The sequence below is a fragment of the Streptomyces camelliae genome (assembly GCF_027625935.1).
Classification (GTDB): domain Bacteria; phylum Actinomycetota; class Actinomycetes; order Streptomycetales; family Streptomycetaceae; genus Streptomyces; species Streptomyces camelliae.
On the sequence record NZ_CP115300.1, the window covers coordinates 4661391 to 4684305 of the forward strand.

Genomic DNA, 22915 nt, shown 5'->3' on the forward strand with positions numbered 1-22915 from the left:
GCCCCTCCGCTCGGGTGAGACGTCAGCCCGCGAACTGCACTTCGCCGATGGCCTGCTTGTAGCCGGCCCCGGCGTACGAGGACGCGTCCGCACCCGAGTACGGCACAGCGGTCAGCCACACGAGGACATACTGAGTCTTCGCCGACTTGCTGACCTTCACCGTGGCGGTGGTGCCGGTGGTCGTGGTTTTGCCGATCTGGTGCATCGAGTCCAGGGACGCCGGTGCCAGCGAGTCGGCCGCGTACAGCTCGACCGTTGTGTGGTCGCCGGGGTAGCGAAGGCTGATGGTGGCCGTGCTGAGGGTCTTGGCCGAGCCCAGGTCGTAGACGATGCCGACACCCGGCTTGTAGGGCGCGATCGCGGGACCTTCGTTGAAGGTCTTGGTACGCCAGTACGTCGAGGCGTTCCCGTCGTACGTCTTGGCCACATCGCCGGGGTGCTGGGGGTCTCCCTTGGCGACGAACTCCTGGCTGCCCTTGATGCTGATGGGCGTCGGCTTCGGCTTGGCGGCGCCCTTGTCCCCGTCGTCGGTCTGCTGGCTCTTGTTGGTGTCGTCGGACTTGCCGCCCTGGTCCATCAGGGCGTCTGCCAACTGCCAGCTGCCCAGGCCGAGGGCGGCGATGAGGAGGGCCGACACCGCCCACTTCAGGGCCTTGCCGGTGCGGCTCTGCAGCGGGGGCGGCGGGGGTGCGATCGGCTGGGTGACACCGGGGTGCGCCGCCGGGCGGCCGTACGTGCCCTGCTGGTAGGACGTGCGCTGGTAGTCCGGCGGGGCCGTGAACGCCGGCTCCGGCGGGCGGATGCGGGGCATCTCGCCGATCGCCTTCACCAGCTCCTCCGGCGTGGTGCACGGAGCCTCGTGCCGGGACGCGGTGGCCCCGTCGTTGGCGAGCGCACGCATGGACAGTTCGGACAGGCCCCTGTGGACACCGGCGCGCACCTGGTCCGGCGCGATGAGGCCGACGCCCTTGGGCAGGCCGGACAGGCCGTACGCGTCGCTCTCGTACGGCCAGCGCTGGGTCAGCGCCGCGTACAGCAGGGCACCGATCGCCTCGGTGTCCGTGCGCTGCGGGGTGTCGGAGCTGATGCCGCGCAGCGCGGCGTTCACGGCGAGGCCGCGGATGCGCCACTGGCCGGTCGAGGTGCGCAGTACAGCGTTGGGGTTCAGCCGCAGATGGGCGAGGCCCTCGCGGTGCGCGGCGGCCATGGCGGAGGCGATCTGACTGACCATCTGGTAGGCGTCGTGCGGCTCCAGCGGGGTGGCCGCGAGCAGCGCGGTCAGCTCGGTGGCGTCGGGCAGCCACTCGTGCACGACGTAGACGAGGTCGTTCTCCTCGACGGCGTCCAGGACCTGGACGAAGCGCGGGTCGCCGAGCAGGGCGGAGGAGCGGGCGGCAGCCAGGACGGAACGGGCCCGTGTGTGGTCCGCGGGCAGGATGTGGACACCGACGGCACGGCGGAGTTTCTCGTCGACCGCACGCCAACTGCTGAATCCGTCCAGACGGGTGACGCACTCCTCCAGTCGGTAGCGTCTGGCGAGCTTGTGACCGCTGTGCAGGTCGGGGGACGACGTCTTCTCTCCAGGACCGTCGATCGAGCTGCTCCCCTGCGCCTTGTCGCTGCCCTTGTCCCGCTCCGGGTTCATGGCCACCCCGTCGGCCGTGGACTGGTCCGCCTTGGCGGTCAGCGGCTGCTCACCGCTGTTGCCTGCCACGTCGACGGCAGCCGTGCTCCGTTCCGCCACCGTCGTCCCTGCCTCCCCATCCGTTGCACGCTGTCCGACGCCGAAACCAATTGTGCCCACAGTCCGCCGCTATGCACGACACACGGCGGCGGACGAAGGTTGTGCGGCTGCCCCCGCCTCAGCGCCCCAGCCGCCCGCGCACCATGCCCACGAGCGAATTGAGTTCGTCGATCCGCATACGGCGGGCGGCGACGAAGAAGACGCCGAGCAGGGCGGCACCGCCGACGAGCAGCGCGGCGAAGGAGCCGACGACGCCCTGACCGAGGGTGTGCCCGATGCCGTAGCAGGCCGCGCCGCTGAGCAGGGCCGCCGGTACCGAGGCGATGCACAGCCGTGCGTACGTCCGCAGCACCCGGGCCCCGTCAAGGTCGCCGCCCAGCCGCTTGCGCAGCCTGCGCCAGGCGACGCCCACACCGATCGCGTAGGCCAGGCCGTACACGGCGGCCATGCCGGCGACCGCCCAGCGGGCGGGCAGCACGAAGTAGCACAGCGCCGAGGCGCCCGCGTTGACGACGGCGACGATGACCGTGTTGTAGAAGGGGGTGCGGGTGTCCTCGTAGGCGTAGAAGGCGCGCAGGACGACGTACTGCACCGAGTAGGGGATCAGGCCGAGGCCGAAGGCCATCAGCATGTAGCCCATGTTGGTGGCCGCGTCGGTGCCCGAGGAGCCGAAGATCAGCGTGCACATCGGGATGCCGAGCGACAGGAAGCCGAAGGCGATCGGGACGATGGCGACCGCGGTGGTCCGCAGGCCCTGCGAAATGTCGTCGCGGACCGCGCCCGCGTCGCCCTCGGCCGCCGAGCGGGAGATGCGCGGCAGCAGGGCGGCCATCAGGGACACCGTGATGATGGCCTGCGGCAGGCCCCAGATCAGCTGGGCGTTGGCGTACGCGGCGAAGCCGGTGCCCGAGACGCCGGAGTCCTTGCCGGACGCCGTGGACAGCTGGGTGACGATCATGGCGCCGGCCTGGTTGGCCAGCACGAACAGGACCGTCCACTTGGCGAGCATCGCGGCCTTGCCCAGGCCGTGGCCCCGCCAGTCGAACCGCAGCCGGATCCGGAAGCCCGTCTCGCGCAGGTACGGGATCATCGCCAGCGCCTGGACGACCAGACCGAGCAGCACACCGATCCCGAGCAGCCGCTGGGCCTCCGCCGGGATGTTCGTGACCGTCATGTGGGAGTGGGAGGCGGTGCCGTAGACCCAGATGAACATGCCGAGCGTCACGATGATGACGATGTTGTTCAGCACCGGGGTCCACATCATCGCGCCGAACTTTCCGCGCGCGTTGAGGATCTGACCCATCACCACATGGATGCCCATGAAGAAGATCGAGGGCAGGAAGTAGCGGGTGAAGGTGACCGCGACGTCGTTGGCCGCAGGGTTGGAGGCGACCGGGTTGGACAGCAGGCGCACCAGCAGCGGCGCCCCCAGCATCGCGAGACCGGTCAGCGCGGCCAGCGCCACCATCACCAGCGTCAGCAGCCGGTTGGCGAACGCCTCGCCGCCGTCCTCGTCCTCCTTCATCGCCCGCACCAGCTGCGGCACGAAGACGGAGTTCAGGCCGCCGCCGACGGTGAGGATGTAGATCATCGTCGGCAGCTGGTAGGCGACCTGGAAGGAGTCGCCGAGGAAGTAGAGGCCGAGTGCGGAGACGATCAGCGCGGAGCGGACGAAGCCGGTGAGGCGGGAGACCATCGTGCCCGCCGCCATCACCGCGCTGGACTTCAGCAGCCCGGCGGCCTTGCCGCCCTTCTTCGCCGGCGCGGCGGGAGCGGACTGGGCCGCGGAGGCGGTGGCGACGGCCGGCGCGGCGGCGGTCACTGCTTCGGTCTCGGGGGCACCGTGCGGCCCGGCGGGATCCGGAACCACGGAAGGGGAGGGCATCGGGGGCTGCGCCGGGTTTCCGGGCGCAGCCGGATAGCCGGCCCCGGCATACGGTGCGCCCTGCTGCTGGCCCTGGCCGTACGCCTGCGGGTACTGGCCGGCCGGGCCGTATCCGCTGCCCGGCGCGGCGGCCGGGCCGGAGAATGACCGGGGATCGGCGGGCATGTGCCCGCCGCCCTGCTGCTGGTCCTTGAAGAGATGCGCGAAGGCGTCCGGCTCGTGGTACTCCTCACCGGAGTGCGTGACCAGGTCGTCCACGCCCACGAACCGGGTCGTGCGCGGGTCGTCGCCGTACGGCAGATACGGGTTCGCGCCCTCCGGCTCCGGCGCGGGGGTCTGCGCCCACACCCGCGGGTCGGGGGCGTACGGCGACTGGGCGGGCGGGGCGTACATCTGCTGCTGGTCGTAGCTGCCCGGCGGGGGCGGCGGGTGCGCGGCACGGTCGTACAGCGCCTCGGCGACCGGGTCCTGAGCGGTCAGGTCCTGTGCCCGGTAGGGATCCTGGTCGTAGGCGTCCTGGAGGTACATGTCCGCCGCGTGCTGCGGCGGTACCTGCTGACCGGGCTCCGGCGGCGGCTCGGGGTAGCCCGAGCCGGCCGCGCCCTGGCCGCGATCACCGTCGTACGGCGCGTTCATGCTTACCCCACCTCATCGTCCCGGGCCCACCGGCCACGACATCGCTCAACGGTCCACTCTCTCACCCGTCCCGGACGGGTCGGCGTTTTCCTGTGCGGTGTCCAGCGGGGGGTCACTCGGCTGCTCAGGGTCGTCTGCCCCGGCGGGGGCGCCGGAATCCTCGGGTTCCTGCGGGAGACGATCCGAGGGCTCGTCGGGGTTCCCGGGCTCGTCGGTGTCCTCCCCCGCGGCGTCCGGGCCGTCCTCCTCGGCCTGGCGGGCGGCCGCCCGTTTGCGCTGGGTGTACATCCGGAAGCCGGCGAGGACAAGGAGGAGCACGCCGCCGCCGATGACCAGCATCACAGTGGGCGTGACCTCGGTGACCTTCACGTCGAAGCTGACGGCGTCGCCGTACTCCTGGCCGTCCTCGGTGTACAGCTGCGCGACGACCGTGACCCGGCCGTTGGCGTTGGCCGAGGTAGCGAACTTCACGGACTGGCTGTGCCCACCGGAGATCTCCACCGGCTGCTCGGAGTAGGCCTTGCCGCCGATCTTCAGACGCGTCGGATTGGACGAGGTGAGGCGCAGGATCAGATGGCCGACGGGCTGGACGAGGTTGTTCTGGACGGTCACCGGGATGGTGGCGCTGCGTCCGGAGAGCTTGGTCTCCGACTTGTCGATCAGCTTGACCTGGGCGGCCAGTTCGTCGAGCCAGCCCTCCACGCCGTCGCGGTAGCTGCCCGCGTTCCCGCTCCTGCCGCGCCACGACGTGGACATCTCACGGTTTATGGCCCGCCCGAACGGCGTGACGACGCGGGAGCGGTCGGTGAGGACCACCTGGAAGTTGTCGAGCTTGTCCTGGGTGCGCGCGATCTGCTGGAACGCCGTCACCGGCAGCTCCTGCTTGCGCAGAGCGGAAGGGTAGGACTGGATCGACGGGATCTGCGTGGTGGCGTTCGGGTCCGGCTTGTCCTTGGCCGCCGCGGTCAGGTCCTGGGACTGCGACCAGTTCGCACCCTCCAGCGCCTTCAGCGCTGCAGCCATCACCTGGGCCTGGCTCGCCGTAGGAATCCGCTGCGGGGCGACGACGATGCTGCGCTGCTTGTCCGTCTGCGCGTTCACCTCAAGGCTCTGCGCCAGGAACTCCTGCACCGCGAGCGTAGAGGTGTCCGCCTTGGTCAGGTCGCCCTCGAAGGCCGTGGAGAGCCGGTCGTCGGCGACCACCGCAGTGATGCCGCCACCTACCGGGCGGGCGGCGGAGGGCGTGTACGTCAGCCCGGCGGTCTCCTGGAGGCTGTCGCTGCGAGCGATTACGCGGTCGGCTCCGGCGGAGGTCGCGACCTTCATGATCGAGGGGTCCACGGCGCCTTCCACCGGCCAGGCGAAGTCCGTGGTCGGTGTGACGTGAAGCACGGTCTTGACGGTGGTGGCGGCGACGTCGGTGGCGTCCTTGAGGTGGCTGAGCGAGCCGGTGACGCTGGTGCCGTTGTGCGCGAGGGATGCCAGGTCCGGGTCGGCGAACGGCAGCGCGACGACCTCCTTGCCCGCCACCGCGTCCTGCAGGTTCGCCAGCCACTGCTTGGCGAGGGCCTGGTGCTCCTTGGGGCCGGGTGTGGTGGTGCCGTTGTCCCCCGGCAGCCGGTAGTTGCCGGTCGCCATCGCGTCCACCGAGGCCAGCAGGTCCGGGTCGATCACCCAGGTGACGTCGAGGTCCTTGCCGAGATCGACCATCTGGGTCAGCCGGCCGCCCGGGGCCAGCTCCTTGGCCAGGTCGTCGTTGCCGAACACCGGCGTCTGCAGCTCACCGGCACCTGTCTTGGCCGTCATGTGGACCGTGGAGATCAGCGGCCACAGGAACGTCGTCTTCGTCTTGGTGTCGGCCTCGGACGGCTGCCACGGCAGGAACGTCCGCTGGATGCCGAGCATCTGGGGCCAGGGCTGGGCGGCGGTCTGGCCGGACAGGGAGGCGTCGAACTCGTAGACCCCGTCCGAGCCCAGGTCGAGCTTGTCCACGGGGACGGAGATGCTGAAGTGCTCGGCGACGCCCGGGGCCAGCGAGGAGAACTTCTCCACGTACTTCCCGCCGACCTCGGACCCGGTAGCGCTCTGCACGTCGTCGGAGTGCTGGGCCACGTTGTCGATCGCCGAGCGGGTGGTCAGTTGGGGCCCCACCAGCAGGCCCACGTGGGCGGCGGTGACGGGTTGCTTGCCGTTGTTGGTCACCGTCCCGGAGACGGTCAGCGTGTCGCCGTCCGTGGGGGCGTTGGGGGTCAGCGTGTCCAGGGCGACGGACACCGTGTCCGAGGAGGCGGCCTGAGCGGGCGCGGCGGCGGGCAGCTGCAGCAGACCGGCCAGCAGGGGCGCCCCGGCGAGCAGCGTTCCGGTGCGCCGCAGCCAGCGGCGGGCAGGGGAGGCACTGGTTGCCTGGAAGTCAGCCGCCTCGGCCACGCGCTCGCCCGTCCCTCGTCGTCAGTGGTCGTCGGAATGTGCGTCCACGCATGGTAACGAGGCGCGCTGAGGGGAAGTGCCGCGGTCTCCACCACAAGATCGAAGAATTCCGGCGACGTGTCCTCTATATCCAGTATCGAGGGGAGAGCTTCCGTACACCGTAAAGGCAGCCCTTGCGCGGGTATGCAGAGAGCTGTCCTCGGCCTCTTTCACCGGGCCGTCCCGCGATCTTCACCGGGCCGCCCCTGGAAGAAATCGAGGACACCCCTGGTCGCCGGGGCACGTACCCTTTTCTGTTGTGCCGAACCCCAACGAAGACACTCCCTCTGCCCTGAGCCAGGTGCAGCAGCGCGCGGTCGCCGAGCTGCTGCGGGTGGCCCCGGTCGCCGATGATCTCGCCCGTCGATTCCAGGAGGCGGGATTCTCCCTCGCCCTGGTCGGCGGATCGGTGCGTGACGCGCTGCTCGGCCGGCTCGGCAACGACCTGGACTTCACCACCGACGCCCGCCCCGAGGACGTACTGAAGATCGTCCGTCCCTGGGCGGACGCTGTCTGGGAGGTCGGGATCGCCTTCGGTACGGTCGGCGCACAGAAGGACGGCTACCAGATCGAGGTGACCACGTACCGGTCGGAGGCGTACGACCGCACCTCGCGCAAGCCCGAGGTGTCGTACGGCGACTCCATCGAGGACGACCTGGTCCGCCGGGACTTCACGGTCAACGCGATGGCCGTGGCACTGCCGGAGAAGGAGTTCATCGACCCGCACGGCGGCCTGGAGGATCTCGCGGCCCGGGTGCTGCGTACGCCGGGCACCCCCGACGAGTCGTTCTCGGACGATCCGCTGCGGATGATGCGGGCCGCCCGGTTCGCAGCCCAGCTGGACTTCGCGGTAGCCCCCGAGGTCGTCGCCGCGATGACGGAGATGGCCGGACGCATCGAGATCGTCTCCGCCGAGCGGGTCCGTGACGAGCTGAACAAGCTGCTTCTCTCCGCGTACCCCCGCAAGGGCCTGTCCCTGTTCGTACAGACCGGGCTCGCCGATCATGTGCTGCCCGAGCTTCCGGCGCTGCGCCTGGAGCGGGACGAGCACCACCGGCACAAGGACGTCTACGAGCACACGCTGATCGTCCTGGAGCAGGCGATCGCGCTGGAGCAGCACGGCCCCGATCTCACGCTCCGGCTGGCCGCGCTGCTGCACGACATCGGCAAGCCGCGCACACGCCGCTTCGAGAAGGACGGCCGGGTCTCCTTCCACCACCACGAGGTGGTCGGCGCCAAGATGACCAAGAAGCGCATGACCGCCCTGAAGTACTCCAACGAACTGGTGAAGGACGTCTCGCGGCTGGTCGAGCTCCACCTGCGCTTCCACGGCTACGGCACCGGGGAGTGGACGGACTCGGCGGTCCGCCGCTACGTCCGGGACGGGGGCCCGCTGCTGGACCGTCTGCACAAGCTGACGCGCTCGGATTGCACCACGCGGAACAAGCGGAAGGCGGCCGCGCTGTCCCGGGCCTACGACGGCCTGGAGGAGCGCATCGCCCAGCTCCAGAAGCAGGAGGAGCTGGACGCGATCCGCCCGGACCTGGACGGCAACCAGATCATGGAGATCCTGGGCGTCGGCCCCGGCCCCGCCGTCGGGAAGGCGTACAAGCACATGCTGGAGCTGCGTCTGGACAACGGGCCGATGGAGCACGAAGCGGCGGTGGCGGCGCTCAAGGAATGGTGGGCCGAGCAGAGCTGATCTCTGCCGAAGCGGGACGGCGATGTTTCACGTGAAACATCGCCCATCGGTGCCGCGCGGTCGGGTCGGCTGTTTCACGTGAAACATCGCGCCAAGGCCGCGGCGACCCCGCCATAGATCAGGGCGACCAGGATCACCAGAAGCGCCGAGCGGCCGTCCGGTGGAAGCATCAGGGCGGCCACTCCCGCTGCGCCGACGAATGCCACGTTGAAGAGCACGTCGTACACGGAGAAGATCCGGCCGCGGAAGGCGTCGTCGACGGAAGCCTGGACGATCGTGTCGGTGGCGATCTTGGCGCCCTGGGTGATCAGGCCCAGTACGAAGGCCGCGACCAGGAGCGGTCCGATGGCGAAGGGGAGGCCGAGAGCGGGTTCCAGTACGGCGGCCGCAGCGGAGCATGACACGATCCAGCGACCGGGACCGAGCCGTCCCGCCGCCCCGGGCGTGACCACGGCCGCGGCGAAGAATCCCGCCCCCGAGACCGCGAGCGCCAGCCCGAGCAGCCGGAGCCCGTCTTCGGGGCTGCTGGAGAGGGCGTACCGGCACAGCATGAGCAGCAGGACAAGGAGCGCGCCGTAGCAGAAGCGCATCAGCGTCATCGCGGTCAGCGCCCAGGCCGCTTGCCTGCGTCGCGGTGCCGCCAGGTGCCGTACGGCCGCAACCAGATCCCGTGCCGTCTCGGCCAGCGCGCTGCGCAGCCGTGGCCGTGCCGGTTGCCGGTCGGGGCCGAGAAGCGCCCGTGGCAGGCTCAGGGAGGCCAGGCCCGCGCTGAGATAGAGGAACGCACCCAGCAGGACCACCGCGGCAGCGGAGCCCGACGCCACCAGTCGTACGGCGAAGGCCAGGCCGCCGCCGGCGGTCGCGGCGAGAGTGCCGGCCGTTGGGGACAGAGAGTTGGCCAGCACCAGGCGTTCGGCGTCGACCACGCGGGGCAGGGACGCGGACAGGCCGGCGAGGATGAAGCGGTTGACGGCCGTGACGCACAGGGCGGAGACGTAGAAGAGCCAGTCCGGGACATGGCTGACCATCAGTACCGCCGTGATCGCGGCCAGCGCGGCGCGCAGCAGATTGCCGTGGACGAAGACCTGCCGGCGCCGCCAACGGTCCAGCAGGACGCCGGCGAAGGGGCCGACCAGAGAGTAGGGGAGCAGCAGCACGGCCATCGCCGAGGCGATCGCTGCGGCCGTGGTCTGTTTCTCCGGGGAGAAGACGACGTACGCGGCGAGCGCGACCTGGTAGACGCCATCGGCGCCCTGGGACAGCAGACGGACGCAGAGCAGGCGTCGGAAGTACCGAAGACGGAGCAGGACGCGCAGGTCACGCACGACGGGCATGCGCCCCAGCCTCACATATGCGGAAGGTCCCCGGGTCGGGAAACCCGGGGACCTTCACAGCCCTGGCAGGAGCGTTTGCGTGCGAGCGGTCGCTTCGGCGCTTTAGCGCTCGACCTCGCCGCGGATGAACTTCTCGACGTTCTCGCGGGCCTCGTCGTCGAAGTACTGCACCGGCGGGGACTTCATGAAGTACGAGGACGCCGACAGGATCGGGCCGCCGATGCCGCGGTCCTTGGCGATCTTCGCGGCGCGCAGGGCGTCGATGATGACACCCGCGGAGTTCGGGGAGTCCCAGACCTCCAGCTTGTACTCAAGGTTCAGCGGGACGTCACCGAAGGCGCGGCCCTCAAGGCGGACGTACGCCCACTTGCGGTCGTCCAGCCAGGCCACGTAGTCGGACGGGCCGATGTGGACGTTCTTCTCGCCGAGGTCCCGGTCGGGGATCTGGGAGGTGACGGCCTGCGTCTTGGAGATCTTCTTGGACTCCAGGCGCTCGCGCTCCAGCATGTTCTTGAAGTCCATGTTGCCGCCGACGTTCAGCTGCATCGTGCGGTCCAGGATGACGCCGCGGTCCTCGAACAGCTTCGCCATGACGCGGTGCGTGATGGTGGCGCCGACCTGGGACTTGATGTCGTCACCGACGATCGGCACACCGGCCTCGGTGAACTTGTCCGCCCACTCCTTGGTGCCGGCGATGAAGACCGGGAGGGCGTTGACGAAGGCGACCTTGGCGTCGATGGCGCACTGGGCGTAGAACTTCGCCGCGTCCTCGGAGCCCACGGGCAGGTAGCAGACCAGGACGTCGACCTGCTTGTCCTTCAGGATCTGGACGATGTCGACCGGCTCGGCGTCCGACTCCTCGATGGTCTGGCGGTAGTACTTGCCGAGGCCGTCGAGGGTGTGGCCGCGCTGGACCGTGACACCGGTGCTGGGCACGTCGCAGATCTTGATGGTGTTGTTCTCGGAGGCGCCGATCGCGTCCGCGAGATCGAGGCCGACCTTCTTGGCGTCGACGTCGAACGCGGCGACGAACTCGATGTCGCGCACGTGGTAGTCACCGAACTGCACGTGCATCAGGCCGGGGACCTTGGACGCCGGGTCGGCGTCCTTGTAGTACTCGACTCCCTGCACCAGCGACGCGGCGCAGTTGCCCACGCCGACGATGGCTACGCGAACCGAACCCATTCCGGTTGCTCCCTGTGTGTACGAGTGAGGCCCTGACTGGGACTCACGTGGCGGTGTCGCCGGGCGTATCCGTCCGGGGGGTTTCCCCGGTACGGGGCAGGCCGCCCGTCGATCCAGTGGTGGTGTCCTGTTGAGCGGACCCCCCGGACGCGGAACCCCTCAGGTCCCGCCCGGCCCGCTCGCTCTCGATGAGCTCGTTCAGCCAGCGCACTTCGCGCTCCACGGACTCCATCCCGTGGCGCTGGAGCTCAAGTGTGTAGTCGTCGAGGCGCTCACGCGTGCGTGCCAGCGAGGCACGCATCTTCTCCAGGCGCTCCTCCAGGCGGCTGCGCCGGCCCTCCAGCACGCGCATGCGCACATCGCGCGACGTCTGCCCGAAGAAGGCGAACCGCGCGGCGAAGTGCTCGTCCTCGTACGCGTCGGGGCCGGTCTGCGAGAGCAGTTCCTCGAAGTGCTCCTTGCCCTCCGCGGTCAGTCGGTAGACGATCTTGGCGCGGCGCCCGGCGAGCGGAGCGGCGAGGGCGTCCTCGTGGGTGTTGCCCGGTTCCTCGATCAACCAGCCGCTCGTGACCAGCGTCTTGAGGCAGGGATACAGGGTCCCGTAGCTGAACGCACGGAACACCCCCAGGGACGTGTTGAGGCGCTTGCGCAGCTCATAGCCGTGCATCGGGGACTCGCGCAGCAGGCCGAGCACGGCGAACTCAAGGATGCCGGAACGTCGGCTCATCGTCGCCTCCTCTCGGTCCCGCAGTCGCTCCCGCGGGTCTCGCCGTGCCTCTCAGCGTCTTTATCTCGCGCTGATGTATCGACTCGATACATCACGACGATAGAACGGCCTTCCGCAGGCGACAAGAGGGACGACGGTGAACGGGATCACATCACCGATTCATACGATGCAAGTTGCCTGTTTTGGGGTGAACTTCGGGGCTCGGCGGGTTTTGGCGATGCGTAGTCTGTGCGGCATGCACATCGCCGGGAACCGAGTGACGTCTGGGGAGCGTCATCGTCCCCGGTGCAGTACGGGTGAATGCAGGACCGACCACATCCGTACTCCGGGGGGACCGGAAACCAGCCGCCGTTCCAGGCGCGCACGGGTGCGCCTGCCCGAGGAGTAATCGTTCGATGAGCGAGCACCGTCGCAAACCGCCGCAGCCGCAGGGAGGCGGACGTGCCGCGGCCCGACGTGGCCAGTCCGGCTCGTCCTCCGGCCGCCGTGCGGCGCCGCGTGGCGCCACCGGATCTTCTTCCGACTCCTATGGGTCCAGTTCCTATGGGTCGGACAGTGCTCCGGGAGGTGAGGAGCGTCCCTACGGCAGCCGTGCCGAGGCCCGCCGGGCGGCGCAGAGAGGCGGCCGCCGCAGGGGCGGCGACAACATGGGCTCAGGGGCCCGGCGTGGCGGTCCGGGCGGTCCCGGCGGCCCCGGGCGCGGCAGGGGCCGCGCGACGACCGCACCCGGCAAGAAGAGATTCATCGACTATCCCCGGTACGGGAAGTACGGCTGGCGTCGCTGGATGCCGTCCTGGAAGCTCGTGACAGGCATGTTCATCGGCTTCATCGGAAGCCTGGTGGCGGTGGCGGGCATCGGTTACGCGATGGTCTCGATCCCCAACGAGAACGACGCGGCCAAGTCGCAGAACAACGTCTATTACTGGTCCGACGGCACACAGATGGTGGCCACGGGCACCGGCGTCAACCGGCAGAACATCGGCATCGACCAGATCCCCGCGGCGATGCAGTGGGCCGTGATCTCGGCCGAGAACAAGAGCTTCTACCAGGACTCGGGTGTCGACCCCCAGGGGCTTCTGCGTGCCGTGGTCAACATGGCGCGGGGCGGTCAGACTCAGGGCGGTTCGACGATCACCCAGCAGTTCGTGAAGAACACGTACCTCAGCCAGGAACAGACCGTCACCCGTAAGTTCAAGGAGATGTTCATCTCCATCAAGGTGGGGACGAAGCTCAAGAAGCAGCAGATCCTGCAGGGCTACCTGAACACCTCCTACTTCGGCCGGGGTGCCTACGGCATTCAGGCGGCGGCGCAGACGTACTACGGCAAGGACGCGAAGGACCTCACGCCGAGCGAGTGCGCGGTGCTCGCGGCGCTGCTCAAGGGCCCGACGTACTTCGATCCGGCCGGCAATCCGGACTTCGACAAGTCGGCGACCCAGCAGGCCAACACGAAGCGTTCGCAGGACCGCTGGGGGTGGATCCTCCAGCAGATGCACAACGACCACCACCTCACGGACGCCCAGTACCAGGAGGCCATCAAGCAGTACCCCATGCCCGAGGGCCGGAAGGCGACCAAGGGCATGACGGGCCAGATCAGCTACCTGGTGGACACGGCGAAGAAGTACGTCCTCGCGCACTCGGACATCACCGAGACGCAGTTCGACCAGGGCGGCTACCAGATCAGGACGACCTTCCAGAAGGACAAGGTCAACGCGCTGGCCGCGGCCGTGAAGAAGGTCCAGAAGGACCGCCTCGACCCGAAACACCGTGACCTGGACAAGTACGTCCAGTTCGGCGCGGCGTCGGTGGTTCCCAAGGACGGCGCGATCGTCGCTCTCTACGGCGGTGACGGCTACGAGAACGGCCACTTCACGAACAACGCCGACACCGCCGGTGTCCCGGTCGGTTCGACGTGGAAGCCGTTCGTCCTCGCTGCGGCCATGCAGTACGGGACCTACAAGACAGAGCCGGAGGGCCTTTCCCCGCTGAGCAAGTACAACGGCGACGACCACCTCAAGGTGTTCAAGCCCGATGGATCGTACTACCTCAATAAGGACAATTCGCCCTTCTATCAGAACAACGAGAGCAAATACAAGTGGGGGTACATCACCCTCCGCAAGGCGATGGAGCAGTCCATCAACACGCCGTTCGTGCAGCTCGGTGTGGATGTGGGACTGACGAAGGTCCGGGACGTCGCCAAGGCGTCCGGAATCCTCGGTGACAGCTTCTCGACGCTCAACCCGTCCTTCGCCATCGGCACCTCGACCCCGAGCGCGATCCGTATGGCCGACGCGTACGCGACGTTCGCCGCCTCCGGCCAGCACGCGGACCCGTATTCGGTGACCTCCGTGAAGAAGGACGGTCAGGAAGTGCAGGGCTTCACCAAGCCGAAGGTCACCCCGGCGATGGACGAGAACGTGGCGAACAACGTCACGGACGTCCTGCAGAACGTGATCCAGAACGGTACGGGTGAGAACGCCAAGGCCCTGGGCCGTACGGCGGCGGGCAAGACCGGTACCACCGACAGCAACAAGTCGGCCTGGTTCGTCGGCTACACCCAGCAGCTGTCCACCTCGGTGGCGATGTTCCGTGAGAACCCGAAGGACCATGAGCTGCTGTCCATGAACGGCACGGCCGGCGTGGCGTCGATCCACGGTGGTGACATCCCGACGTCGGTGTGGACCGAGTACATGAAGGCCGCGCTGAAGAACGCCAACGACCAGGGCTTCCCGCAGGCCACGGACATCGGCAAGGTCCAGGACGAGGCGGGCGCTCCGACCCCGACCCCGACCCCGAGCATCACCCAGAGCCCGACGCAGAGCGCGTCGCCGAGCCCGTCGCCCAGTGCGGCGTCCCCGTCCCCCTCACCGTCGGCGAGTGACACCTGCCAGTGGAACTGGGGCAACCCCTGCAACGGCAACGGCGGCAACACCAACGGTGGCACGAATACGGGTGGCACCACCGGAGGAACCTCTCCGACGCCCACTGCGACGGACACGACCGGCAGCGGCGGCACCCGAGGCAACGGCAACGGAGGTATCTTCGCGGGCCAGACCGGCGGTTAGCAGCTGAGCCCGCCCGGTTGGCGTCCCTTTAGCCCACTGCGGGTGTTTCACGTGAAACAAGGGCCGCCGCACCCCACGGGGTGTGGCGGCCCTCGGCATTTTCTTAGGCACGTACGGCAGGATGTGCCCCATGCCCAGTGCAGAGATGACGCCCGCGAGCGTGCACGAGCCCGAGCCCGTGCGGCCCGCCGCGGCAGAACCGGTGCAGCCGACCAGGGAGGACAAGATCGCCGCGGCCGGCAGTGAGCTGATCGGCGGCCCCATCGGACGGCGTGCCCTGCTCGGTATGTCCTGGTGGACACCCGTACGGGTCGTCGTGCTCGTGGCGATCGGCATGTTCGCCCTCGGCATGGTCCAGAAGGCGCCCTGCTACAACAGCGCCTGGTTCTTCGGCGCGAGCTCCCAGTACACGAAGGCCTGCTATTCGGACATCCCGCACCTTTACCAGGGGCGTGGGTTCGCCGATCACCTCGTGCCGTACTTCGACAGGCTTCCGGACGACATGTCCGGTGGCATGGGGTACCTCGAATACCCGGTACTGACCGGTGTGTTCATGGAGGTGGCCTCCTGGCTGACCCCGCACAGCGGCACCATCCAGCACCAGGAGCAGTGGTACTGGTTCGTCAACGCCGGAATGCTGCTGGTGTGCGCGGTCGTCATCGCCGTCTGCGTGGCCCGCACCCAGCGCCGGCGTCCCTGGGACGGCCTCCTCGTCGCCCTGTCGCCGGCTTTGCTGCTGACCGCGACCGTCAACTGGGACCTGCTGGCGGTGGCGCTCACGGCCGCCGCCATGCTGATGTGGTCCCGGTGCCGCCCCGTGGCCTTCGGTGTCCTCCTGGGCCTGGCCACGGCCGCCAAGCTCTACCCCGTCTTCCTGCTCGGCCCCCTGTTCGTGCTGTGCTGGCGGGCCGGCAAGTGGCGGGAGTTCGTCCAGGCCACGCTCAGCACAGTGATCGCCTGGGTCGTGGTGAACCTGCCGGTGATGCTGTTCGCCTTCCACGGCTGGGCGAAGTTCTACACGTTCAGCCAGGAACGGGGCGTCGACTTCGGCTCCTTCTGGCTGATCTGGGCGCAGAACACCACCAACCCGCCCTCCACCGGCTTCGTGAACACCGCCGCCACAGTGCTGGTCCTGCTGTGCTGCCTCGGCATCGCCGCGCTGACGTTCACCGCCCCGCGCCGGCCGCGCTTCGCACAGCTGGCCTTCCTGGTGGTGGCGGCCTTCATCGTCACCAACAAGGTCTACTCCCCGCAGTACGTCCTGTGGCTGGTGCCGCTCGCGGTCCTCGCCCGGCCCAAGTGGCGCGACTTCCTGATCTGGCAGGCGTGCGAGGTGGCGTACTTCCTGGGTATCTGGATGTACCTCGCGTACACGACCAGCGGGGACGCCCACAAGGGGCTGCCGACGCAGGGCTACCACTGGGCGATTGTGCTGCACCTGGCGGGCACGCTGTACCTGTGCGCCGTCGTCGTACGCGACATCCTCATGCCGGAGCGGGACGTGGTGCGCCGCTCCGGCGACGACGACCCCTCGGGCGGGGTGCTCGACGGAGCGGAGGACGTCTTCGTGCTCGGTGCGGCGGCCTACCAGCCGCGCCACGCCGCCCACTTCGAGGGGCCACAGGTGGACTGGGGCAGGCCGCTGCCGCCCTCTCCCGAGGACCGTTCGCTCTGAGCGAACGGCCTTTCAGGAGCCCATGAAGAAGGCCGTACCCGGAGCATCCGGGTACGGCCTTCTCGCTGTCTTGACGCTCCCTCTGAAAGGGGCGTGGGCGTCCTGGACCGGGCTCAGCGGTCCACGATGCGGTCGAACTGGGTCGTGGTGTGCCGCAGATGGGCCACCAGCTCGTCGCCGACCTTCGGCTCCGGGGCGTCCGAGGGCACGAAGAGGATCGACACCTGCATGTGCGGCGGCTCGGCGAACCAGCGCTGCTTGCCGCCCCAGACGAACGGAGAAAGGTTCCGGTTGACCGTGGCGAGGCCGGCCCGTGCGACGCCCTTGGCACGCGGCATGACGCCGTGCAGGGCCTTCGGGGCCTCCAGGCCCACCCCGTGCGACGTTCCGCCCGCCACGACCACCAGGTAGCCGTCCGAGGCCGCCTTCTGCTGCCGGTAGCCGAACCGGTCGCCCTTCGCCACGCGCGTGACGTCCAGGACGGCACCGCGGTACTCGGTGGCCTCGTGGTCCCCCAGCCACAGCCGCGTGCCGATGCGGGCGCGGAACCGGGTCTGCGGGAACTGCTGCTGGAGCCGGATGAGATCGTCCGCCTTGAGATGGCTGACGAACATCGTGTGCAGCGGCAGCCGGGCCGCGCGCAGCCGGTCCATCCAGCCGATGACCTCCTCGACGGCGTCCGAGCCGTCGGTGCGGTCCAGCGGCAGATGGATGGCGAATCCTTCCAGCCGGACGTTCTCTATGGCCTGGTGCAGCTGGGGCAGGTCCTGCTCGCTGATGCCGTGCCGCTTCATCGAGGACATCACCTCGATGACGACACGGGCGCCGACGAGGCCGTACACGCCGTCCACCGACGACACCGAGCGCACCACCCGGTCGGGCAGCGGTACGGGCTCCTCACCGCGCCGGTACGGCGTCAGCACCAGCAGGTCACCGCTGAAGAAGTCCTTGATGCGCGCGGCCTCGTAGGTCGTGCCGACAGCGAGCAGGTCCGCGCCCAGCCGCGTGGCCTCCTCCGACAGGCGCTCGTGCCCGAAGCCGTAGCCGTTGCCCTTGCAGACCGGGACGAGTCCCGGGAACTGCTCCTGCACGTGCTTGTGGTGCGCACGCCAGCGCGCGGTGTCGACGTAGAGCGTGAGCGCCATGGCCGGACCCGGGACCTTTCTCGTGACTGCGGTGCAGCGGGGGTGTCAGAGCTGTGAAGGCTATGGAATCAAACGCCCACGGCTCAACGGCGCGACATGTAGATGTCGAGCGCCTTGTGGAGCAGCTTGTTCAGCGGGAAGTCCCACTCGCCGAGGTACTCGGCGGCCTGGCCGCCCGTGCCGACCTTGAACTGGATCAGGCCGAACAGGTGGTCCGTCTCGTCCAGCGAGTCGGAGATGCCACGCAGGTCGTAGACGGTGGCACCGAGCGCGTAGGCGTCGCGCAGCATCGTCCACTGCATCGCGTTGGAGGGCCGGACCTCACGGCCGATGTTGTCCGAGGCGCCGTAGGAGTACCAGACGTGCCCGCCGACGATCAGCATCGTCGCGGCGGACAGGTTCACGCCGTTGTGCCGGGCGAAGTACAGCCGCATCCGGTTGGGGTCCTCGGTGTTGAGGGCCGTCCACATGCGCTGGAAGTACGACAACGGGCGCGGTCGGAAGTGGTCACGCACAGCCGTGATCTCGTACAGCCGCTGCCACTCGGCCAGGTCCTGGTAGCCGCCCTGGACGACCTCGACACCGGCCTTCTCGGCCTTCTTGATGTTGCGGCGCCACAGCTGGTTGAAGTTCTTGTGGACCTCTTCCAGGGAGCGGTTCGCCAGCGGCACCTGGAAGACATAGCGAGGCTGCACGTCGCCGAAGCCGGCGCCGCCGTCCTCGCCCTGCTGCCAGCCCATACGGCGCAGCTTGTCGGCCACCTCGAAGGCGCGCGGCTCGATGAAGTCGGCCTCCATGTCACGCAGCCGCTTGACGTCCTGGTCCTGGATGCCCTTCTTGATGGTCTCCGCGCTCCAGCGGCGGATGATCACCGGCGGGCCCATCTTCACCGAGAACGCGCCCTGCTGCTTCAGGTGCGCCAGCATCGGCTGGATCCAGTCGTCCAGATTTGGCGCGAACCAGTTGATGACCGGACCCTCGGGGAGGTAGGCGAGGTAGCGCTTGATCTTGGGCAGCTGGCGGTAGAGGACCAGGCCCGCGCCGACCATTTCGCCGGTGCGCTCGTCGAACCAGCCGAGGTTCTCCGAGCGCCACTCCGCCTTGACGTCGGCCCAGGCCGGGACCTGCATGTGGCTCGCCGCCGGCAGGCTCTGGATGTAGGCCAGATGCTGCTCGCGGCTGATGGTCCTCAGGGTCAGGCTCATTCGGGGCGCTCCTCGGGCTGGTGTGTCCCCATGGGTACAGGGGCTCCGGCTCTCGCGCCGAAGCCTACTGCGCCGTGCGCGCGCCCCGACTGGGCATACGGGCCTTAATCCCGGCCGGATGGGCGACCGGGACGGTCCGGGGGGTTCGAAACGGCGTCCGACGGGCGCCGTTCGTCGCTCAGCTGCCGATGAGTCCGCCGAAAAGTCCGCCGTGTGCCATGCCGATCAGGAAACCGACCCCCGCGGCGCCGAGCCCCAGGATCAGACCGAAGCGCTCGCGTGTCGTCACCGAGATCCACTGTCCGTAGATGCCGACGCCCAGTCCCACCAGGCCCGTCCACGAGGTCAGCAGGTGGAGACCGTGGAAGAAGGACGTGATGAAGGACAGCAGGCCGAGGACGAGCGTGATCGCCATCAGCGCGTCCTGCAGCGGACGGGTCTTGCCGTCCGTGGCGAAGAGGGAACCGGCGACGGTGGGATGCATTGCCTGTGCCATGGGCACCTCCTGCGGAAGGCGGCGCATAGTAGCGCCGTACACACCCGACGTGTACAGAGTGACGGCCTTCCCCGCCGGATTTCAACCGGAAGCGGGTGTGCGGGTAGTCTGTACCGTCTGCACCGGTGTCTGCTCACCCCTGCCCAGGTCACCCTGCGGGAGCCCGCGACGGCCCCCGATTGTCGGTGGTGGCCGATACCGTTGCGTACGCATCACAACCCTCCTGCCACGGAACGACCGTGGCCGCTGAGTCCAAAGGAGGTGGGTTCCACATGCGTCACTACGAGGTGATGGTCATCCTCGACCCCGATCTGGAGGAGCGCGCTGTCGCCCCCCTGATCGAGAACTTCCTCTCCGTCGTCCGTGAGGGCAACGGCAAGGTGGAGAAGGTCGACACCTGGGGCCGTCGTCGTCTCTCGTACGAGATCAAGAAGAAGCCCGAGGGCATCTACTCGGTCATCGACCTGCAGGCCGAGCCTGCGGTCGTCAAGGAGCTCGACCGCCAGATGAACCTGAACGAGTCGGTCCTCCGGACCAAGGTCCTCCGCCCCGAGACCCACTGAGCCCTTCCGCTCAGCTGATCTCGGGATTCGAGTAGCAAGCAAGCAGCCAGAGCAGCAAACCCGCCGAGAGGTTCCCCCATGGCAGGCGAGACCGTCATCACGGTCATCGGCAATCTTGTCGACGACCCCGAGCTGCGCTTCACCCCGTCCGGTGCGGCGGTCGCGAAGTTCCGCGTCGCGTCCACTCCCCGCACCTTCGACCGCCAGACGAACGAGTGGAAGGACGGCGAGAGCCTCTTCCTGACCTGCTCGGTCTGGCGGCAGGCGGCGGAGAACGTCGCCGAGTCGCTCCAGCGAGGCATGCGCGTGATCGTGCAGGGCCGGCTGAAGCAGCGGTCCTACGAGGACCGTGACGGCGTCAAGCGCACGGTCTACGAGCTGGACGTCGAGGAAGTCGGCCCCAGCCTGCGCAACGCCACGGCCAAGGTCACCAAGACCGCCGCCGGTGGCGGTCGCGGCGGCCAGGGCGGTTACGGCGGCGGTGGCGGCCAGGGTGGCGGCGGCTGGGGCGGTGGCCCCGGTGGCGGCCAGCAGGGCGGCGGCGCTCCGGCCGACGACCCGTGGGCGACCGGCGCTCCCGCCGGTGGCAACCAGGGTGGCGGCGGCTGGGGCGGCGGCTCCGGCGGCGGTGGCGGCTACTCGGACGAGCCCCCCTTCTAAGGGCTCGCATCCACACTTCTTGATCACACAGGAGAAACATCATGGCGAAGCCGCCTGTGCGCAAGCCGAAGAAGAAGGTCTGCGCTTTCTGCAAGGACAAGGTCACGTACGTGGACTACAAGGACACGAACATGCTGCGGAAGTTCATTTCCGACCGCGGCAAGATCCGTGCCCGCCGCGTGACCGGCAACTGCACGCAGCACCAGCGTGACGTCGCCACGGCCGTGAAGAACAGCCGTGAGATGGCGCTGCTGCCCTACACGTCCACCGCGCGCTAAGGGAAGGGTGACCGACTCATGAAGATCATCCTCACCCACGAGGTCTCCGGCCTCGGTGCCGCGGGCGACGTCGTCGACGTCAAGGACGGTTACGCTCGCAACTACCTGATCCCGCGGAACTTCGCGATCCGTTGGACCAAGGGTGGCGAGAAGGACGTCGAGCAGATCCGCCGCGCCCGCAAGATCCACGAGATCCAGACGATCGAGCAGGCCAACCAGGTCAAGGCCCAGCTTGAGGGCGTCAAGGTCCGCCTGGCCGTCCGCTCCGGCGACTCCGGCCGTCTCTTCGGTTCCGTCACCCCGGCCGACATCGCGTCCGCGATCAAGGCTTCCGGTGGCCCCGAGGTCGACAAGCGCCGCATCGAGCTGACCGCTCCGATCAAGACCCTGGGCGCCCACGAGACGTCCGTGCGTCTGCACCCCGAGGTTGCCGCCAAGGTCAACATCGAGGTCGTCGCGGCGTAACGCTGCGCTCGGCTTGAACAGCTGAGAGAGGGGCCGCCCTTTGTGGGGCGGCCCCTCTTCGCATGCGGTGTCGGAATTACGGCGCGCAGATGCGGGATGTTTCACGTGAAACCGCAGTGATGTGGCCCCGCTGTTCTGTTCAGCGGGTCGCGCCTGTGACGATCCAGCGGCCCGAGCGGGCCCGCAGCCACAGGGTCAGCATGCGGATCGTCATCATGAGCGTCATCGCCGCCCACAGCGCCGTGAGTCCGCCACCGAGCGTAGGCACCAGCAGGGCCACCGGGGCGAACACGGCCAGGGTGACGACCATGGCTCCGGCCAGATACGGCCCGTCGCCCGCACCCATCAGGACCCCGTCCAGGACGAAGACGATCCCGCAGACGGGCTGCGACAGCGCCACCATCAGCAGTGCAGGCAGCGCCGTGTCCTTGACCACGGAGTCGCTGGTGAACAGCGGAAGGAAGAGCGGGCGGGCGGACACCACGAGCAGACCCAGTACGACACCGGTGGCGATGCCCCACTGCACCATGCGGCGGCACGCCTCACGTGCACCCTGGGGGTCGTCCGCGCCGAGATAGCGGCCGATGATCGCCTGCCCAGCGATCGCTATCGCGTCGAGGGCGAAGGCCAGCAGACTCCACAGGGACAGGACGATCTGATGCGCGGCGATCTCGGCGTCACCCAGATGTGCCGCGACCGCCGTGGCGATCATGAGGATCGCCCGGAGGGACAGGGTGCGGACCAGGAGGGGAACGCCTGCCTGGGCCGAGGCCCGGATCCCGGCGGAGTCCGGGCGCAGGGAGGTGCCGTGCCGGCGAGCCCCGCGGACGACGACGGTCAGATAGACGACCGCCATGCCGAGCTGGGCGATGACGGTTCCCCAGGCCGAACCGGCGATGCCGAGGCCGGCGCCGTAGACGAGCCCCGCGTTCAGGGCCCCGTTGGCGACGAAGCCCGCGATGGCGACGTACAGCGGGGTCCTGGTGTCCTGCAGTCCGCGGAGCACTCCCGTGGCGGCAAGGACGATGAGCATGGCCGGGATGCCCAGCGAGGAGATGCGCAGATACGTCGTGGCGTACGGAGCCGCAGTCGTGGAGGCGCCGAGAAGGTCCACGATGCCGGGGGCCAGGGGAAGGACCACCGCAATGACGCCGGTGCCGAGCAGGAGCGCCAGCCAGATGCCGTCCATGCCTTGGCGGATGGCCGCCCGTAGATCTCCCGCGCCGACCCGCCGGGCCACGGCGGCCGTGGTCGCGTAGGCGAGGAAGACGAAGACGCTCACAGCGGTGGTGAGGAGGGCGGAGGCGACGGCGAGACCGGCGAGCTGAGCGGTACCGAGATGGCCGACGATCGCACTGTCGGCCATGACGAAGAGAGGCTCGGCGACGAGTGCGCCGAAGGCCGGGACGGCCAGCGCGACGATCTCTCGGTCGTGCCGCCGGCGGGTGGCCCTGGGTATCGCGGGAGCCTGTGTCATGAGCACTAATCTAATCGTCCACAGGTAAGTGCTGCAAATGGCGACTGTCCCTTACTTGCCCTCGCGGAGCGTGTCCCTTCGTGTGGCGTTCGAAGCGATCTTGGTCCGACCGGGGAAGTTTTTCTTCTGCACAGCCGGTGGACGGTAAATGTGCAGGTCAGAGTCGCCTGCCGGGTGGGATGGAGGGCTTGTTCACAAGGCTGTCCA

The 22915-nt window shown here is 68.7% G+C and carries 17 protein-coding genes; 7 read left to right on the plus strand and 10 right to left on the minus strand.

Translation table 11 applies throughout. The features are described from left to right. Window positions 1–22: 22 nt before the first annotated feature. The 3 genes from O1G22_RS21175 to O1G22_RS21185 form a co-directional block, all read right to left on the minus strand. Complete coding sequence (locus O1G22_RS21175; protein WP_270082780.1) at window positions 23–1744, minus strand: protein kinase family protein; 1722 nt, start codon at window positions 1742–1744, stop codon at window positions 23–25. Window positions 1745–1862: 118 nt separating this feature from the next. Next, window positions 1863–4265, minus strand: a complete 2403-nt coding sequence (gene murJ / locus O1G22_RS21180) for a murein biosynthesis integral membrane protein MurJ (RefSeq protein WP_270082781.1) — start codon at window positions 4263–4265, stop codon at window positions 1863–1865. Window positions 4266–4310: 45 nt separating this feature from the next. Further along, window positions 4311–6692 carry a DUF6049 family protein gene (locus O1G22_RS21185; RefSeq protein WP_270082782.1) on the minus strand — a complete coding sequence of 794 codons (2382 nt, stop codon included), beginning with the start codon at window positions 6690–6692 and terminating at the stop codon, window positions 4311–4313. 298 nt (window positions 6693–6990) lie between these two features. Here O1G22_RS21185 and O1G22_RS21190 point away from each other — a divergent pair, with 298 nt between their 5' ends. Further along, the gene (locus O1G22_RS21190) at window positions 6991–8433 is read left to right on the plus strand and encodes a CCA tRNA nucleotidyltransferase (RefSeq protein WP_270082783.1); all 1443 of its coding nucleotides are present in this window, start codon (window positions 6991–6993) and stop codon (window positions 8431–8433) included. Between the two features lie 74 nt (window positions 8434–8507). On the opposite strand, the gene O1G22_RS21195 is transcribed toward O1G22_RS21190, so the two are convergent. The 3 genes from O1G22_RS21195 to O1G22_RS21205 all read right to left on the minus strand — a co-directional run bounded on the left by O1G22_RS21195 (window position 8508) and on the right by O1G22_RS21205 (window position 11679). Further along, a complete protein-coding gene (locus O1G22_RS21195) occupies window positions 8508–9767 on the minus strand; it encodes an MFS transporter (protein WP_270082784.1) in 1260 nt (419 codons plus the stop codon). Window positions 9768–9869: 102 nt separating this feature from the next. Next, window positions 9870–10952, minus strand: coding sequence for an inositol-3-phosphate synthase (locus O1G22_RS21200; RefSeq protein WP_225100383.1), 1083 nt, complete (start codon window positions 10950–10952; stop codon window positions 9870–9872). Window positions 10953–10995: 43 nt separating this feature from the next. Continuing rightward, window positions 10996–11679 (minus strand): PadR family transcriptional regulator, encoded by a 684-nt coding sequence (locus O1G22_RS21205; RefSeq protein WP_270082785.1) that lies wholly within the window; start codon window positions 11677–11679, stop codon window positions 10996–10998. Between the two features lie 785 nt (window positions 11680–12464). Between O1G22_RS21205 and O1G22_RS21210 the strand changes: the two genes are divergently transcribed. Both O1G22_RS21210 and O1G22_RS21215 read left to right on the plus strand, forming a co-directional pair. Continuing rightward, window positions 12465–14744: a transglycosylase domain-containing protein gene (locus O1G22_RS21210; protein WP_270086483.1), complete on the plus strand. Its 2280-nt coding sequence runs from the start codon at window positions 12465–12467 to the stop codon at window positions 14742–14744. A 130-nt stretch (window positions 14745–14874) separates the two neighbouring features. Further along, complete coding sequence (locus tag O1G22_RS21215) at window positions 14875–16419, plus strand: glycosyltransferase family 87 protein (RefSeq protein WP_270082786.1); 1545 nt, start codon at window positions 14875–14877, stop codon at window positions 16417–16419. Window positions 16420–16532: 113 nt separating this feature from the next. On the opposite strand, the gene O1G22_RS21220 is transcribed toward O1G22_RS21215, so the two are convergent. The 3 genes from O1G22_RS21220 to O1G22_RS21230 form a co-directional block, all read right to left on the minus strand. Continuing rightward, window positions 16533–17564 carry an alanine racemase gene (locus O1G22_RS21220; protein WP_270082787.1) on the minus strand — a complete coding sequence of 344 codons (1032 nt, stop codon included), beginning with the start codon at window positions 17562–17564 and terminating at the stop codon, window positions 16533–16535. 83 nt (window positions 17565–17647) lie between these two features. Then, on the minus strand, window positions 17648–18769 hold the full coding sequence (femX, locus tag O1G22_RS21225; RefSeq protein WP_225099962.1) for a peptidoglycan bridge formation glycyltransferase FemX: 1122 nt from the start codon (window positions 18767–18769) through the stop codon (window positions 17648–17650). A 178-nt stretch (window positions 18770–18947) separates the two neighbouring features. Continuing rightward, on the minus strand, window positions 18948–19265 hold the full coding sequence (locus tag O1G22_RS21230) for a hypothetical protein (RefSeq protein ID WP_225099961.1): 318 nt from the start codon (window positions 19263–19265) through the stop codon (window positions 18948–18950). Between the two features lie 272 nt (window positions 19266–19537). On the opposite strand from O1G22_RS21230, the gene rpsF reads away from it, so the two are divergent. The 4 genes from rpsF to rplI all read left to right on the plus strand — a co-directional run bounded on the left by rpsF (window position 19538) and on the right by rplI (window position 21231). Next, window positions 19538–19828, plus strand: coding sequence for a 30S ribosomal protein S6 (rpsF, locus tag O1G22_RS21235; RefSeq protein WP_005482942.1), 291 nt, complete (start codon window positions 19538–19540; stop codon window positions 19826–19828). Between the two features lie 78 nt (window positions 19829–19906). Next, window positions 19907–20488, plus strand: a complete 582-nt coding sequence (locus O1G22_RS21240) for a single-stranded DNA-binding protein (RefSeq protein WP_225099960.1) — start codon at window positions 19907–19909, stop codon at window positions 20486–20488. A gap of 41 nt (window positions 20489–20529) precedes the next feature. Beyond that, window positions 20530–20766 carry a 30S ribosomal protein S18 gene (rpsR, locus tag O1G22_RS21245; RefSeq protein ID WP_003949403.1) on the plus strand — a complete coding sequence of 79 codons (237 nt, stop codon included), beginning with the start codon at window positions 20530–20532 and terminating at the stop codon, window positions 20764–20766. Between the two features lie 18 nt (window positions 20767–20784). After that, window positions 20785–21231, plus strand: coding sequence for a 50S ribosomal protein L9 (rplI, locus tag O1G22_RS21250; protein WP_093722657.1), 447 nt, complete (start codon window positions 20785–20787; stop codon window positions 21229–21231). Window positions 21232–21370: 139 nt separating this feature from the next. Here the strand turns inward: rplI and O1G22_RS21255 are convergent, their stop codons facing one another. Then, the gene (locus tag O1G22_RS21255) at window positions 21371–22708 is read right to left on the minus strand and encodes an MATE family efflux transporter (protein WP_270082788.1); all 1338 of its coding nucleotides are present in this window, start codon (window positions 22706–22708) and stop codon (window positions 21371–21373) included. Window positions 22709–22915: the final 207 nt, after the last annotated feature.

Bases quoted from the DNA above. Each gene is read 5' to 3' on its own strand.
- O1G22_RS21215 (WP_270082786.1), top strand. From the start codon at position 14,875: ATGCCCAGTGCAGAGATGACGCCCGCGAGCGTGCACGAGCCCGAGCCC.
- O1G22_RS21200 (WP_225100383.1), bottom strand. From the start codon at position 10,952: ATGGGTTCGGTTCGCGTAGCCATCGTCGGCGTGGGCAACTGCGCCGCG.
- O1G22_RS21220 (WP_270082787.1), bottom strand. From the start codon at position 17,564: ATGGCGCTCACGCTCTACGTCGACACCGCGCGCTGGCGTGCGCACCAC.
- O1G22_RS21240 (WP_225099960.1), top strand. From the start codon at position 19,907: ATGGCAGGCGAGACCGTCATCACGGTCATCGGCAATCTTGTCGACGAC.
- O1G22_RS21210 (WP_270086483.1), top strand. From the start codon at position 12,465: ATGCCGTCCTGGAAGCTCGTGACAGGCATGTTCATCGGCTTCATCGGA.
- O1G22_RS21230 (WP_225099961.1), bottom strand. From the start codon at position 19,265: ATGGCACAGGCAATGCATCCCACCGTCGCCGGTTCCCTCTTCGCCACG.
- rplI (WP_093722657.1), top strand. From the start codon at position 20,785: ATGAAGATCATCCTCACCCACGAGGTCTCCGGCCTCGGTGCCGCGGGC.
- O1G22_RS21205 (WP_270082785.1), bottom strand. From the start codon at position 11,679: ATGAGCCGACGTTCCGGCATCCTTGAGTTCGCCGTGCTCGGCCTGCTG.
- femX (WP_225099962.1), bottom strand. From the start codon at position 18,769: ATGAGCCTGACCCTGAGGACCATCAGCCGCGAGCAGCATCTGGCCTAC.
- murJ (WP_270082781.1), bottom strand. From the start codon at position 4,265: ATGAACGCGCCGTACGACGGTGATCGCGGCCAGGGCGCGGCCGGCTCG.
- O1G22_RS21255 (WP_270082788.1), bottom strand. From the start codon at position 22,708: ATGACACAGGCTCCCGCGATACCCAGGGCCACCCGCCGGCGGCACGAC.
- rpsF (WP_005482942.1), top strand. From the start codon at position 19,538: ATGCGTCACTACGAGGTGATGGTCATCCTCGACCCCGATCTGGAGGAG.
- rpsR (WP_003949403.1), top strand. From the start codon at position 20,530: ATGGCGAAGCCGCCTGTGCGCAAGCCGAAGAAGAAGGTCTGCGCTTTC.
- O1G22_RS21195 (WP_270082784.1), bottom strand. From the start codon at position 9,767: ATGCCCGTCGTGCGTGACCTGCGCGTCCTGCTCCGTCTTCGGTACTTC.